The sequence below is a fragment of the Ruegeria sp. CH10 genome, from assembly GCF_056537125.1.
In genome coordinates, this window is record NZ_JBQFQY010000001.1 from 897,645 (window position 1) to 911,959 (window position 14,315).

16 protein-coding genes are annotated in these 14,315 nt (G+C 60.6%); 9 read left to right on the top strand and 7 right to left on the bottom strand.

Annotation, left to right across the window (positions count from 1 at the left end; genetic code table 11):
* Positions 1-122 precede the first annotated feature (122 nt).
* The 5 genes from trxB to ACRZ94_RS04525 all read left to right on the top strand — a co-directional run bounded on the left by trxB (position 123) and on the right by ACRZ94_RS04525 (position 6,163).
* Complete coding sequence (gene trxB / locus ACRZ94_RS04505) at positions 123-1,064, top strand: thioredoxin-disulfide reductase (protein WP_480796763.1); 942 nt, start codon at positions 123-125, stop codon at positions 1,062-1,064.
* A gap of 4 nt (positions 1,065-1,068) precedes the next feature.
* Positions 1,069-1,527, top strand: coding sequence for an RES family NAD+ phosphorylase (locus ACRZ94_RS04510; RefSeq protein WP_480796764.1), 459 nt, complete (start codon positions 1,069-1,071; stop codon positions 1,525-1,527).
* 58 nt (positions 1,528-1,585) lie between these two features.
* Positions 1,586-3,256: an adenylate/guanylate cyclase domain-containing protein gene (locus ACRZ94_RS04515; protein WP_480796919.1), complete on the top strand. Its 1,671-nt coding sequence runs from the start codon at positions 1,586-1,588 to the stop codon at positions 3,254-3,256.
* A gap of 216 nt (positions 3,257-3,472) precedes the next feature.
* Positions 3,473-5,191, top strand: coding sequence for a bifunctional sulfate adenylyltransferase/adenylylsulfate kinase (locus ACRZ94_RS04520; protein WP_480650125.1), 1,719 nt, complete (start codon positions 3,473-3,475; stop codon positions 5,189-5,191).
* A 114-nt stretch (positions 5,192-5,305) separates the two neighbouring features.
* A complete protein-coding gene (locus ACRZ94_RS04525; protein WP_480650124.1) occupies positions 5,306-6,163 on the top strand; it encodes a hypothetical protein in 858 nt (285 codons plus the stop codon).
* Here ACRZ94_RS04525 and ACRZ94_RS04530 read toward each other — a convergent pair.
* From ACRZ94_RS04530 to ACRZ94_RS04545, 4 genes are all read right to left on the bottom strand, one after another.
* The gene (locus ACRZ94_RS04530) at positions 6,160-7,035 is read right to left on the bottom strand and encodes a hypothetical protein (RefSeq protein ID WP_480796765.1); all 876 of its coding nucleotides are present in this window, start codon (positions 7,033-7,035) and stop codon (positions 6,160-6,162) included. The two genes, ACRZ94_RS04525 and ACRZ94_RS04530, sit on opposite strands and share 4 nt — an antisense overlap.
* On the bottom strand, positions 7,032-7,919 hold the full coding sequence (locus ACRZ94_RS04535) for a PhzF family phenazine biosynthesis protein (protein ID WP_480796766.1): 888 nt from the start codon (positions 7,917-7,919) through the stop codon (positions 7,032-7,034). Before ACRZ94_RS04535 ends, ACRZ94_RS04530 begins: the two co-directional genes overlap by 4 nt.
* Positions 7,920-8,007: 88 nt before the next feature.
* Complete coding sequence (locus tag ACRZ94_RS04540; RefSeq protein WP_480650121.1) at positions 8,008-8,232, bottom strand: DUF1150 family protein; 225 nt, start codon at positions 8,230-8,232, stop codon at positions 8,008-8,010.
* A gap of 5 nt (positions 8,233-8,237) precedes the next feature.
* Positions 8,238-8,651, bottom strand: coding sequence for an Hsp20 family protein (locus ACRZ94_RS04545; protein WP_058280036.1), 414 nt, complete (start codon positions 8,649-8,651; stop codon positions 8,238-8,240).
* A gap of 164 nt (positions 8,652-8,815) precedes the next feature.
* On the opposite strand from ACRZ94_RS04545, the gene ACRZ94_RS04550 reads away from it, so the two are divergent.
* The 4 genes from ACRZ94_RS04550 to ACRZ94_RS04565 all read left to right on the top strand — a co-directional run bounded on the left by ACRZ94_RS04550 (position 8,816) and on the right by ACRZ94_RS04565 (position 11,414).
* On the top strand, positions 8,816-9,040 hold the full coding sequence (locus ACRZ94_RS04550; RefSeq protein WP_480650120.1) for a YdcH family protein: 225 nt from the start codon (positions 8,816-8,818) through the stop codon (positions 9,038-9,040).
* Positions 9,041-9,105: 65 nt separating this feature from the next.
* Positions 9,106-9,591, top strand: coding sequence for a 5-(carboxyamino)imidazole ribonucleotide mutase (gene purE, locus ACRZ94_RS04555; RefSeq protein ID WP_480650119.1), 486 nt, complete (start codon positions 9,106-9,108; stop codon positions 9,589-9,591).
* The gene (locus ACRZ94_RS04560) at positions 9,588-10,343 is read left to right on the top strand and encodes an NAD(P)-binding domain-containing protein (protein WP_480796767.1); all 756 of its coding nucleotides are present in this window, start codon (positions 9,588-9,590) and stop codon (positions 10,341-10,343) included. Before purE ends, ACRZ94_RS04560 begins: the two co-directional genes overlap by 4 nt.
* 3 nt (positions 10,344-10,346) lie before the next feature.
* Positions 10,347-11,414 carry a 5-(carboxyamino)imidazole ribonucleotide synthase gene (locus ACRZ94_RS04565; RefSeq protein WP_480650117.1) on the top strand — a complete coding sequence of 356 codons (1,068 nt, stop codon included), beginning with the start codon at positions 10,347-10,349 and terminating at the stop codon, positions 11,412-11,414.
* Positions 11,415-11,474: 60 nt separating this feature from the next.
* Here ACRZ94_RS04565 and ACRZ94_RS04570 read toward each other — a convergent pair whose 3' ends face one another.
* Genes ACRZ94_RS04570 through ACRZ94_RS04580 form a run of 3 tightly spaced genes read right to left on the bottom strand, consistent with a single transcriptional unit; the run spans position 11,475 to position 14,277 of the window.
* Positions 11,475-12,626 carry an alpha-D-ribose 1-methylphosphonate 5-triphosphate diphosphatase gene (locus ACRZ94_RS04570; RefSeq protein ID WP_480796768.1) on the bottom strand — a complete coding sequence of 384 codons (1,152 nt, stop codon included), beginning with the start codon at positions 12,624-12,626 and terminating at the stop codon, positions 11,475-11,477.
* Positions 12,623-13,396, bottom strand: a complete 774-nt coding sequence (locus ACRZ94_RS04575; RefSeq protein WP_480650115.1) for an alpha/beta fold hydrolase — start codon at positions 13,394-13,396, stop codon at positions 12,623-12,625. Before ACRZ94_RS04575 ends, ACRZ94_RS04570 begins: the two co-directional genes overlap by 4 nt.
* Before the next feature lie 38 nt (positions 13,397-13,434).
* Positions 13,435-14,277 (bottom strand): DMT family transporter, encoded by an 843-nt coding sequence (locus ACRZ94_RS04580; RefSeq protein WP_480650114.1) that lies wholly within the window; start codon positions 14,275-14,277, stop codon positions 13,435-13,437.
* Between the last annotated feature and the right edge of the window lie 38 nt (positions 14,278-14,315).

Sequence of the window (14,315 nt, forward strand, 5' to 3'; positions counted from 1 at the left end):
GCCATGCGCAGGATGCAACGCGGACGTGAAACAGGAAGGGGCTTTAAGCGCCGCACACGGGTCGCTATATCCAACCGCCAGGGGCCATCCGCCCCCGTCAGGCAAATCGAGTTGGGGGTACCATGGCCGAAACACGTCACACCAAGGTTCTGATCATCGGGTCGGGACCGGCCGGTTATACTGCGGGCGTCTATGCCAGCCGCGCGATGCTGGAGCCGATTCTGGTTCAGGGCATTGAGCCCGGCGGTCAGTTGACCACCACAACCGAGGTTGAGAACTGGCCCGGCGACACCGAGGTTCAGGGCCCCGATCTGATGGTCCGCATGCAGGACCACGCCAAGGCGATGGGGTGTGAGATCATCGGCGACATCATCAGCGATCTGGATGTCAGCAAGCGCCCCTTTACTGCCAAGGGCGACAGCGGCACCATTTACACTGCCGACGCGGTTATTCTCGCCACCGGCGCACGTGCCAAATGGCTGGGTCTGCCGTCTGAGGAAAAGTTCAAAGGCTTTGGCGTCTCTGCCTGTGCCACCTGTGACGGTTTCTTCTATCGCGGGCAGGAAATCGTCGTAATCGGCGGCGGCAACACCGCCGTGGAAGAGGCGCTGTTTCTGACCAACTTTGCCAGCAAGGTCACCCTGATTCACCGTCGCGATGAACTGCGGGCCGAGAAAATCCTGCAGGACCGGCTGATGAAGAACGACAAGATCGAACCGCTGTGGTTCCATCAACTGGAAGAAGTCGTGGGAACCGACGCACCACTGGGTGTTGAGGGCGTACGCGTCAAAAACGTCAAAACTGGTGAGATTTCCGAGATTCCCTGTAAGGGCGTCTTTGTGGCCATCGGCCATGCGCCCGCCAATGAGCTGGTCAAGGACACGCTGGACACCCATATGGGCGGCTATGTCGTGACCAAGCCGGGCTCGACCGAGACGTCGATTCCCGGTGTCTTTGCCGCTGGTGATCTGACCGACCACATCTATCGTCAGGCCGTCACCAGCGCCGGCATGGGCTGTATGGCCGCGCTGGATGCCGAGCGGTTCCTGGCGGAGCAGGAATAACACCGTGCTGGAATTCTCCGGCCCGGTCTGGAGAATTCTGTATCAATCGCAAATCGACGCCCCTCTGGCCCCTGCAAAGGCGCCAGAGGGGCGTTTTCATTATGCAGGGCAGACGGCGCTTTATGCCTCGCTCAGCGCCGAAGGGGCCGGGGTTGCGATCCGGCGCTATGTTGCGGAAAACGATCCGCCAAGGGTGCTGCAAAAAGCCATCGTAACCGGCGCACGGCTGGTCGACCTGCGCGGTCGGCGCGATGCCTCAATCGTCTGGCAAGACATCCATGCAGCGCAGGGATGTTCCCCGACATGGCGGTTTTCAGACGCGGCGCGCATGGCCGGGGCGGATGGCATGCTCTACAGTTCCCGCTCCCGGCCTGATCTCAGCCACGTGGTGCTGTTCAACGTCACACCTTCCCTGATCCGCACCGATGGCACACCGACCCCTTGGGTTCCGTCTTATTCTTGACCCACCGGCGCGCGCGTATCAGACTCGGGCCTAGGCAAAGCGACGGCAGGTGGTCTGGTTGAAAAGCGTGTTATGGCAAGGCGGGTGGGCAACCCGGCTGAGGATCGGCAGCGGCCTGATCCTGTTCGCTTTTGCCTTTTTTCATTTCATCAATATCGGGCTGGGCCTGTTTCACACCGACTATCTGCACAACATGCAAGAGGGTCGCCACGCGGTAACCCGGCACGATCTGGGCAGCGTGATCCTGTATCTGGCCCTGTTTGTCCACGCAGGGCTGGCGCTCTATTCGATCAGCCAGCGCCGCACGATGCGCATGCCATTCAGCACCGCAGTTCAGGTGGTTCTAGGCCTGCTGATCCCGCTTCAATTGATCTCGCACATCGTTCAGACGCGCTATGCGCACGAGGTCTATGACGTCAATGACGAGATGGGCTATATCATCGCCCTGATGTGGCCCGGACCTGCGGTCTGGATGCAAAGCCTGCTGTTGCTGATCGTGTGGCTGCACGGGTGCATCGGTCTGCATATGTGGTTGCGGCTGACCCGGTGGTGGGCCGCGACAGTCCCCTACCTGATCGGCGTAGCGGTCTTTGTCCCTTCTTTCGCGCTGGCAGGGCTTTTGACCGAGGGCCGGCGCATCTGGGTCGATTTCGGCGACCCATTCCTGCGCGAGCAATATATCGATCACTATAACTGGCCCACCCCGGAAGAATTCGAATCCATGTTCAGCGTCACGGACAACGCGCTGACGGCTTTCTGGATCGCATTGGGCGTCTCAATGACAGTGTTCGGGATTCGCAAGTTGTGGCGACGGCGGCATTCGGTGCGCGTGAAATACGTCGAAGGCCCCGAGGTTGTTGCCGAAAAAGGCATGACCTTGCTTGAAATCTCGCAGGCCAATGGCGTTCCGCATACGGCCCTGTGTGGCGGTAAAGGCCGGTGCACCACCTGCCGCGTGATTGTTGAGGACGGGGCAGACGCCCTGCCCGACCCCAGCGAAGTCGAAGCCCGCAGCCTGGCCGCAGTCGGTGCGCCCAACAGCGCGCGGCTGGCCTGTCAAATCCGTCCGACCGAGGCCCTGACCGCCTTTCGCATCTTTCGCCCCGATGGCGGACGCAAGCGCGCCCATGCCAGCCAGGGGCAAGAGCGCAAGCTGGCCGTTCTGTTTCTGGATATGCGCGGCTTTACCTCGCGCACAACCGGTCAATTGCCCTATGACATCGTCTTTTTGCTGAACCGCTTCTTTGATGCGATCGTCCCTGCGATCACTGCCGATGGGGGCGTCGTCGACAAGTATATGGGCGATGGTCTGCTAGCCGTGTTTGAAACGCCCGATACCGAAAGCTCGGCCCGCGCGGGGCTAGAAGCCGCCGCCAATGTCAGCAAAGCGCTGGACCGGTTCAACGAACAGTTAGCTGGCGAAGGCAGCCCGCGCATTCGCATTGGGATGGGTCTGCACCTGGGTGATCTGGTTCTGGGTGAGATCGGCGCAGCCGGAAACGCCGCCCGCACGATCATCGGAGATGCAGTCAACGTAGCCAGCAGGCTGGAGGGTGAGACCAAAGCACTTGGGGTTGAGCTTTTGGTATCCTCAGACTTGCTGCAGGCCGCGGGGTTTGATGGCGATACAGACAAAATCAAATCGTTCGATCTGCGCGGGGTAACTCGCCCGATTTCCGCCCTGCCGGTAGCGCGTGCCTCGGACCTTGAGCGGACCCCAGCCGAGTAGGAACGAATGTACTAAATCTCGGCGATGACGATCCGATTGCGGAAATTTTGTCGCATAATGCCATTTTAACCGAAAAATCCTTCTATTCCGGATGAAAACCGCGCATATCGTCCTTTATTTCGTGCACCTATATGGACTTCGCCCCACAGTCGGGGCACATGGCCCACAAACATCCCTGATCCACCGGTTATACCGAACTTCGATAAGAGTATTCTAATGACGATGCTAAGCAATCTGGCTCCGATCCCAGAACTATATGTCTCATACGAGTCGGCGCAGAAACTGAAAGTAGAAGCTGCCGATCTGACCAGCTGGGACCTGAGCCCGCGTCAGATTTGCGATCTGGAACTGCTGATGAATGGCGGCTTCAACCCGCTCAAAGGGTTCCTGACCGAGGCAGACTATGACAACGTCGTCGACAACATGCGTCTGGCCGACGGCACCCTGTGGCCGATGCCGATCACGCTGGACGTCAGCGAAGACTTTGCCGCCAGCATCGAACTGGGTCAGGACATCGCCCTGCGCGATCAGGAGGGCGTCATCCTTGGCACCATGACCGTGACCGACCGTTGGACCCCGGACAAAGCGCGCGAGGCCGAAAAGGTCTTTGGCGCCGACGACGATGCGCACCCGGCGGTCAACTACCTGCACAACACTGCAGGCAAAGTTTATCTGGGCGGTCCCGTGGTCGGTATCCAGCAACCTGTGCACTATGATTTCCGCGCCCGCCGCGACACCCCGAACGAGTTGCGCGCCTTCTTCCGCAAGCTGGGCTGGCGCCGCATCGTTGCGTTCCAAACCCGCAACCCGCTGCACCGTGCGCACCAGGAACTGACCTTCCGCGCCGCGAAAGAGGCGCAGGCAAACCTGCTGATCCACCCGGTTGTCGGCATGACAAAACCGGGCGACGTCGACCATTTCACCCGCGTGCGCTGCTATGAGGCGGTGCTGGACAAATACCCGGCCTCGACCACCTCGATGTCACTGCTGAACCTTGCAATGCGTATGGCTGGCCCGCGCGAGGCGGTTTGGCATGGCCTGATCCGCGCCAACCATGGCTGCACCCATTTCATCGTGGGTCGTGACCACGCAGGCCCGGGCAAGAACTCGGCCGGTGAAGATTTCTACGGGCCCTACGACGCGCAGGACCTGTTCCGCAAATTCCAGGACGAGATCGGCATCGAAATGGTCGATTTCAAACACATGGTCTATGTGCAGGAACGCGCCCAGTACGAGCCGAATGACGAGATCGAAGATAAGGACAACGTCACGATCCTGAACATCTCGGGCACCGAACTGCGCCGTCGTCTGTCTGAGGGTCTGGAAATCCCTGAATGGTTCAGCTTCCCCGAGGTTGTGGCCGAGCTGCGCAAGACCAAACCGCCGCGCAGCCAGCAGGGCTTTACCGTGTTCTTCACCGGTTTTTCGGGTTCGGGCAAATCCACCATCGCCAACGCGCTTATGGTCAAGCTGATGGAGATGGGCGGTCGTCCGGTCACGCTGTTGGATGGCGACATTGTTCGTAAGAACCTGTCATCTGAGCTGGGCTTCTCCAAAGAGCACCGCGACCTGAACATCCGCCGCATCGGTTACGTGGCCAGCGAGATCACCAAGAACGGCGGTATCGCCATCTGTGCGCCGATCGCGCCTTACGCGACCACCCGCCGCGCCGTGCGCGAAGAGATCGAACAGTTCGGTGCCTTCTGCGAGGTTCACGTCGCCACCAGCATCGAGGAATGCGAACGCCGCGACCGCAAGGGCCTGTACAAGCTGGCGCGTGAAGGCAAGATCAAGGAATTCACGGGCATCTCAGACCCCTATGACGTGCCGCAGAACCCTGAGCTGAGCGTCGAGACCGAGAATGTCGATGTCGACAACTGCGCCCATCAGGTGCTGCTCAAGCTGGAAAGCATGGGCCTGATCGCCGGGTCCTAAGAACTGCTGAGAACTGCGAGCGGCCTCCGGTTTCCGGGGGCCGTTTTTTATTGGCCGTGATTGACAAGCCGCAGCGCAATTGCTGCAGTGGCCCGACGCAAGCGCACGGACCTCATGACCACCACCCTGCCCACCATCGCCAGTTTCTGGTTCGGATCAGACCTCAGCTGGCTTGAGGCGCTGTGCATCCAATCCTATCTGGACCGGGGCCACAGGTTCATCCTTTATACCGGCGATAAGGTCAAAGGCGTCCCCAAGGGGGCTGAACAACGCCCGGCCCAAGACATCCTCTGGCCCGCCCCATTCGAAATGCCTGCAGGCGACCGACTAAGGGTCGCGGTGTTTTCCGACCTCTTCCGCCTGCACCTGTCGCAGAAAACCGACTTCATCTGGGTGGATCAGGATGCTTATTGCGTCCGGGCGTTCGATTTCACCGCCCCCTTTGTGTTCGCGACCGCACATACCGGCACCTTTCCCACCGGCGTCCTGCGTTTGCCCCCGAACTCTGAAACCCTCGCCCAGATGTTGGAGTTTCTCACATCACCCAATCCAACACAGCCCTGGCGCGGAGGCCCCTTGCACCGCCGCAACCGGCAGCGTGTCAGAAACAGTGAAACCTGGGGGATTGAGGCCCTGCCCTGGGGCAGTTCCGGCCCCAAAGCCTTTGAGCATTTTCTGCGCAAAACCGGCGAGGATCACCACGCCATGCCGACCGATACGTTCTATCCGCTATCCAAGCATGACCTGTGGAAATTGCATGATCCGCGCATACAGACCGCAGAAATTGAGCATAGCGCCGTCAATTCTGTCCACATTTATGGGCATCAGAAGAGGTTTATGGCGCAGAAAACCAATGGCTTGCCTGTCCCCGGTTCTTACCTGCACAGGCTGTGCGAGCGACACGGGCTTGATCCTGCCGACCAACCGATCCGGCGCGTCGGCTGGCTGGCCCCTGCTGCGCCCTCCGACTAGGTCGATCCGCCGGACAGCTGCGCACGCAAGGTTCGCACCGCTCGGGCGTGGAAATCACCATAGTCATCTGCTTTGGACTGGATCGCCTGCAATGCCGGCAAGCGCTTGTCGAAATCCTGAACGGACACAGATTGAAGCGCGCGTTGAATATCCTGCTCGGACTCGCAAATAATCATGCCGGAGGTGTCAAAGAAATCACCGATATTCGGGCAGCCCCAATAGATCGGAACAGTCGAACACAGAATCGCATCCGTCAGCTTTTCCGAGAAATAATTCCGCTCGCGCACATTCTCGATCACGACAGAGTAACGGTATGGCGCCAGCCCGTCGGACTTGTGTTCAAACGGCGTATAGCCACGCCCCATGATGTCGACATCCGCGCCGGTCTCTCGCACCCAATCGATCACCGAATGTCGCAGTTGGTGCCCTTCGAGATCGCGCTTGGCCGAGGCGATCAGCGAGCAGGATTTGCTTTTCTGCACATCAATGTCGCGCCAGTCGGGCACCATAGTGACGCCATAGGGCAGGAACACGGCGTTGGGTAACGTCTGCAACAGGACGTCGTGAAAGGTCAGCACCCGAAAAAACCGCCGCCAGGTCCAGCGCAACATACGGTCGTGTTTGGCGTGGATGGCCGAGGGCTCCCCCATCATCAGCGAAATCCGCGCACGGGTGCCGCGGCGCAGGCGCAGATGCACGGTGGAATTGGGATACATGATCAGGTGATCGGTGGATTCCAGATCGCCCACGGTTTTGCCGGTCAGGCGATCCGGGCACCCTTCGGGCCAGATCAGATCGGACAAAGGAACCGAGGCCAGTTTTGGCCCCAATCGATGCCCGTAAGGCAGGATGGCAATCGCGGGCTGGGTCATGATGCAGCGCCCGGTAAATCGACCTGACCGCGCATCAGAACATACCCGCGACCGGCGACCTTGATCCCGGTCATCGCCTCAGGCGGACCAACCCGCGTCACGGTCGCCTGTCCCGGACGCCCTATATCGTGGCCTTGCTCAGCCACAAAGCTGTCTTTGGCCATCAACCCGTGTTTCCACAGATAAGCCGCCATCGCGCCGGTGGCTGACCCTGTAAACGGGTCTTCGGGCGGGCTCGGCGGCGCCATTAGCAGGCGCGAGAACGTATCGCCCTGATCTGTCGCGCCGTTGAGTGTGACCAGAAAGGGCTCAGCCATGTCAGAGCCGGAAAACCCGGCCTTTGCGGTGATCTTGGGCAAGACGCCGGTATCCAGTTTTGCCGCACGCAGGGCGTCGTGATCGCGCAGAACGGTGATGCAAAAGGGCAAACCGGTCGACACAAATTGCGGGGGCGCGATGATGGCGTCCTCGGGCAGTTGCACAGCAGCGGCAACCAGATCAACCGGGACAACCTCGCCGAATTGCGGCGCGACCTGTGTCATCTCAATCTCATCCCCAACCAGGCGGACCGAGACGATCCCCGCGCCTGTTTCAAGCGTCAGCGCGTCACCCTCAAACACCCCACGCGACCGCATGGCGGCAACTGTGGCAATAGTCGGATGTCCGGCAAAGGGAATCTCGCGGCTGGCCAGGAAATACCGCACCCGAATGTCCGCTACTTCGGACGGGCCGGTAAAGGTGCATTCGACCAGAGAGGTCTCGCGCACATACGCCATGCAGACATCGTCGGGCAGACCGGCCCCGCCATGGACGACAGCGCAGCCGTTGCCGCCGAAGGCGCGGTCGCTGAAGGCGTCCACCCAGTCAAAGTCGAACCAACTCATTAGTCTTGCCCCTATCTGATATGCGAACCGTCACAGGTCCGCATATCTCGCCTGCGGGGCGGCAGATGTCACGGGGAAATCGTGCAGATCAGTGCACGGCCACCGGGGAAAAGTCATGCTCGCGCGCGAGGTTGAAAGCCAGTTTGCGATCGGCGACCAGCGCCAACTGCTGACCATCGGAATCGTGGACCGCATAAAGCTGATCCAGATCGCCCGCCTGCTCACGCACTTCCAAAGGCAGATCAGCGACATCGACAGCTTTGACATAGACGATACGGTCGCCTTCGGTGTTCAGTTCAATCGGTGTATTCATTGCTCTTACCCCTTTCTTATGTTGATCGTTTGCACCACGGTTTCGGGCACGGCGCGGGTAAGATCCACATGCAGCAGACCGTTTTCCATGATCGCCTCGCCCACCTCGACCCCGTCGGCCAGCACGAACATGCGCTGGAACTGACGCGCCGCGATGCCACGGTGCAGAAAGATACGCCCCTCGCTGTCGTCGCGTTGACGGCCCCGGATCACCAGTTGGCGATCCTCGATGGTGATCGACAGATCCTGCTCGGCGAAGCCAGCCACCGCCAGAGTGATGCGGTACGAAAAATCCGAGGTCTGTTCGATGTTATAGGGCGGATACCCTTCGTTACCGGCCTTTGCAGACCGTTCCAGAAGGCGTTCCAGCTGCTCGAACCCCAAAAGATGCGGGTATGAGCCCAGAGTAAGTTTTGACACGTATTTCGTCCTTTTTTGCCAAAGCGACGTGTGGGTGCGGCCCCGTTCTGGCAACCGCGTAGAATAGAATATGGGAATATGCCGGGATGTCCACAAGGTCTGGCCGGATAAAGCCTGACACACTATCTTGTGTGTCAAGCACCACAAAAGGCACTGAGTCGCTCATGAACGCGCCCACCGATATTTCGATGAAAACAGACGACGTCTTGCGGGTCGAACTGGAGGTTTTTCGCCGCCAGCACCGCGATCTGGACGAAGCGATCGAGGCGCTGCAATCCACCGGGACGGCCGACCAGTTGACCATCAAGCGGTTGAAAAAGCAGAAACTGCGGCTCAAGGACATCATTCGCCTGATCGAAGATCGCCTGACCCCTGACATCATCGCCTGACGCATTGCCACGAAGTCGGATTTGGCTATAGTGCGCGCTCTCTCAGAAGGCAGGGATTCAAGCGGATGAGCGATGTGAAAGTGGGGATCATCATGGGCAGCCAGTCAGACTGGCCCACCATGAAAGAGGCCGCAGATATTCTGGACGAGCTGGGCATCGCGTATGAAAAACGCATCGTGTCGGCCCACCGCACCCCTGATCGTTTGTGGGAGTATGGAAAGACTGCCGTTGCGCGCGGTCTGGACGTGATCATCGCCGGGGCCGGTGGGGCCGCGCATTTGCCGGGTATGATGGCCTCGAAAACCCGCGTGCCGGTGATCGGTGTGCCGGTGCAGACGCGTGCCTTGTCGGGGGTCGACTCGCTCTATTCCATCGTGCAGATGCCCAAGGGCTTTCCGGTCGCAACCATGGCGATTGGCGCCGCTGGCGGGGCCAATGCGGGTCTGATGGCCGCAGGCATTCTGGCTTTGCAAGATGACGCTCTGGCCCAGCGACTGGATGCGTGGCGCGAGGCCCTGTCAGCCTCGATCCCGGAAGAGCCGCAGGGATGAGCCGCATCGGGTTCATTGGCACGGGCCATATCGCCGCGCCGATTGCGCGCCTGCTGGCAGGCAAAGGGCACGAGATCCATGTGACCGAACGCAACGCCTCGGTCTCAGCCGCGCTGAAGTCGGACATCAATGCGACGGTCGGTGATCCGCAATCGGTGATCGATCAATCCGATATCGTGTTCCTGTGCCTGCGCCCCCATATCGCGCCCGATGTGCTTGAGCCCCTGACCTTTCGCCCGGACCACCGGATCATATCGGTCATGGCTGCAGTGTCCGAAGCAGAGCTCAGATCACTTTGCGCGCCTGCCGGGGATTTTGTGCAAACGATCCCGCTGGGCTTTTTGGAACAGGGCGGCTGCCCCATGGCGGCATACGGAAACGATCAGCTGTTGGCCGATCTGCTATCGCCCGAGAACCCGGTAGTGAAAGTGGCCAGCGAAGCCTCTCTGAATGCTCACTTCGCGATCTGCGCGATGGTTCCCGGTATTCTGGACCTGCTGGCCACCGGCGCGGGCTGGCTGGCCGAACAGACCGGTGATGCCGACGGCGCGGAATTCTATACAACCCAATTGATCGCAGGCTTTCTTGCGACCATGGACAAGGGTCAGGCCGGACGGCTGGCGTCAGAGCGCGATGCGCTGGCAACGGATGGTACCCTGAGCCTGCAGATGACGCAGGCCCTGCAAACAGACAAGGCCCATGAGGCGCTGCGCGACGCGCTGACGGCAATCGGCAAACGGCTGGAGACCTGAAGAATGACCGACATGCTTGCACCCGGTGCCACGATTGGCATCCTTGGCGGTGGACAACTGGGCCGAATGCTGTCCGTTGCGGCGGCCCGTCTGGGGTTTGTGACGCATATCTATGAACCCGGCGCCAACCCGCCTGCCGGGCAGGTCGCCGACCGTGTGACCACAGCGGCCTATGACGATGCCGACGCGCTGAAAGCTTTTGCCGAGTCCGTCGATGTCATCACCTATGAGTTTGAAAACATACCGACTGAAGCGCTGGACTTGCTTGAGGCGCATCGCCCGATCCGTCCGGGGCGTGAGGCGCTGCGGGTCAGTCAGGATCGGCTGACCGAGAAGAATTTTCTGCAAGGGCTTGGTCTGCAAACCGCGCCTTTTGCGGACATCACCGATCTGGACAGCCTGAAAGCCGCGATTGATCAGATCGGAACCCCTGCGATCCTGAAAACCCGTCGATTTGGTTATGATGGCAAAGGTCAGGCCCGACTGCGCGCACCCGAGGATGCCGAGACCGCCTTGGTCGATATGGCCGGGGCCCCTGCAATCCTTGAGGGGTTTGTTGAATTCAGCCACGAGGTGTCGATCATCGCCGCGCGCGGGCTGGACGGACAGGTCGCCTGTTTCGATCCCGGCGAGAACGTGCACCGCGACGGTATCCTGCACACCACGACTGTCCCTGCCCGCCTGCGCCCCGCGCAACGCACGGATGCGGTGCTGCTTGCGGCCAATATCCTCAACGCGCTGGACTATGTGGGTGTCATGGGGGTTGAGCTGTTTGTCACGCCCGCCGGTCTGATCGTGAACGAGATTGCGCCGCGCGTGCATAACTCGGGCCATTGGACGCAGAATGGCTGCGCCGTGGATCAGTTCGAACAGCATATCCGCGCCGTGGCCGGGTGGCCTTTGGGCGATGGGCAGCGCCACACGGATGTGGTGATGGAAAACCTGATCGGCGCCGATATGGACCGCGTGCCGGACCTAGCTCAGGAACGGGACGTGGCGCTGCATCTCTATGGCAAGGCCGAAGTCAAGGCAGGCCGCAAGATGGGCCATTTCAACCGCGTGATCCGCTAGGGACTCGCGCTGACGCGCGATGCCTCCGGCGGGGATATTTTTAGCCAGATGAAGCGCGGATCAGCGGATGAACCGCGTCGCTATATCTCCGGCCATGTAGCTGATGCGGCCATTTGCCAGCGTCGCGGCGACGCGGTGTGTATTGGCGTCCAGTATGGTCAGGTCGGCGCGTTTTCCGGCGGTCAGAGTCCCCCGGTCATCCAGACCAAGGACCCGTGCCGGGCCTGATGAAACCAGCGCCCAAGCCCCGGCCATGTCGACCAGACCGGATTTGGCCAGCATTAACGCCGCTCGGCGCGGGCTGGGATAGTGATAGTCTGAGGCCAGCGCATCGCAATAGCCCATCGAGATCAGATCAAGCGCGCTGACATTGCCCTTATGTGAGCCGCCCCGCACCACATTGGGCGAACCCAGTATGATATGGTCACCTGCGGACCGCGCAGCCTCGGCCGCCTCAAGCGTTTCGGGGAATTCGGCGATCCGCGCGCCCCGCGCGCGCCAGTCCGCGCGGGTTTTTGCGGTGGCGTCATCGTGACTGCCCATCCGCACGCCTTGGCTTGCCAGTGTTGCGCAAAGGCGATCCAGCGCAGCGGGAACATCTGACCCGCGCGCATGCATCGACAGCAGCATCTCAAAATGCGCCTCTGGGTTGCGCCCGGCCTTTAGCGCCTGACCGGTCAGACGAGGGGGCTTGCGCCCTTCAGACAGACGGTCATGCGGCAGATGATCGTTGAACACCACATAAGGCACCTGCCATTTGGTGATGCGGTCGGGCAGCCCGTCATAATCGTCCAACATATGGGTTTCAAACCGCAGCTGGGGCATCAGATCCGTGACCACTCGCCCCTTGACCGAGGCGATGGCATCAAACACCTGCCCTGCGAATTCCGGGCCGCGCACGCCGCCCTCCCAGCTGTGGAACTGGGCCAGAACGGCGGTGGTGATACCATTGGCGGCCAGCTCAGCCTCGACCGCGAGGATACCTTCGTCCATCTGCTTCATCGCCCCACGGCGTGGCGCAATATGACGTTCGAACCCGTCGCCATGCAGATCGATGATGCCAGAGAGCACGAGGTAACCCGAGAGGTCGATCTCGCGTCCCGCGCGATCAACCTGAATGACACCTTCGGCGATAGAAAGCTCAGCGCGCGCAAGGCCCTCGTCCGGCAGCAGCACCTCTGCGCCGGTCAGGGTCAGGTTCAATGCGGTCATTCAGAAGGCTCCGATGCGGGCTCCGAGCAATCCTGCCCGATACAGATTTCGTCGATTACATCCAACACCCCGTCCAGCCATGTGATCTGCGGGTCAAACTGACCAAACTCGATGAAATGCAGTGCCTGCGCCATGACGCGGGGGTTGTTCATCATGAATGTATGCGTCACCGGCAAGACAATGTGATCCGCCATCCCTTCGACCTTGGTGGTCTCGATCGAGACTTTTCCGTCATCCTTACCCTCGATCATCGAGGAAAACACAGGGTTCAGCGAATGCTCGCCCGCGATCACGCCCAGCTCGAAATCCACCGGTGGCAGCATGCTGGGAATGCCTTCGGGCCCGGTGCCCAGCGCAAGCCCTGCCGGGCCGTGGAGCATACCGAACACTTCATATGCGCCCAGTTCGTCCACCAGTTGGCTGCCTTGGTTGGGCGGGCCAAGCATAACGACACGACCGAGGTTTTCAGGATGGTTGTCCTGCAACCAGTAACGCAACAGGATACCACCCATGGAATGGGCCACCACATTCACCGTGTCATCACCGCAACCTGCAAACGCATCCGGCAGGGTCTGCTCTGCAAGCTCTGGAATGGGCAGATCGGTCGAGGGATAGCCCGGCCGAACCACGGTGTAACCATGCGCCTGAAACAGTTGGTCCATGACGGTAAACGACGCCTCGGTCCGGGCAAGCCCATGCAGCAGCACCACGCATTTAGCCTGGGCCACGGCTGGAACAAGAAACAGGAACAGGGCGAGCACGTATCTCATAGCCGCCAGATAAGCGCTATGCGCAGTCGATGAAACCCCTAGCGCGCTTTCAGGCGCAGCACCGCCAGCCCGATGCCGCCCAGAACCAGTACCGCCCCAAGAACAAGGCGCAAGCTGGCGGTTTCCCCCAACAGCAGAACACCACCCAGAATTGCTATGATCGGAACGCTCAGTTGCACGACCGCCGCTGTCGTGGCCGCAAGCTGCGGCAGAACGCGGTACCATAGCGCATATCCCAGTCCCGAAGTCACGCCGCCAGACAGAGCCGCCAGCAGATAGCCCGCAGCGGTCATGTGCCACGCCCCACCGATCAGCAACAGCGCCAGACCGGTCACTGGCAAGGCCACGACAAAATTCGCCGCCGTTCCCGCCAGGGCGTCCGGTTCAGAGCGTCCAACCAGCGAGTAGATCGCCCACCCAATACCCGCCGCGATCATCAGAAGGGCTCCGGTCAAATCGACCTGCACCGCCCCCGACGGCCAAAGCACAAAGGCCAGCCCGCCCAGCGCGATTGCGGCCCCCGCGACCTGTCGCAAGGTTGGCGTGGCTCCGGTCGCCGACGTCACCGTAAACATCGTGATCTGCACAACGCCAAACAGGATCAGCGCACCAAGACCCGCATCCAGCGTCAGATACGCGACCGAAAACCCGATCATATAGAGCGACAGTGACCCCGCCCCTGCAATCCGGCGCGGACTGCCAAGTGGCATCCCCCCGCCGCGAAGCCAGACCAAAGCAGCAAGAACAACGGCACCGGCCAGAACCCGCATGACGGCGAACCCCGCAGGGTCGCTTGCCCCGCTGTCGATAGCCAGACGATTCAGGATCGAATTGGCGGCAAAGGCAACCATGGTCAAAGCGGTCAGCAGGAACAGTTTCATATCAACCGCATACCGGGTTCTGCCGCGTTTGCACACTC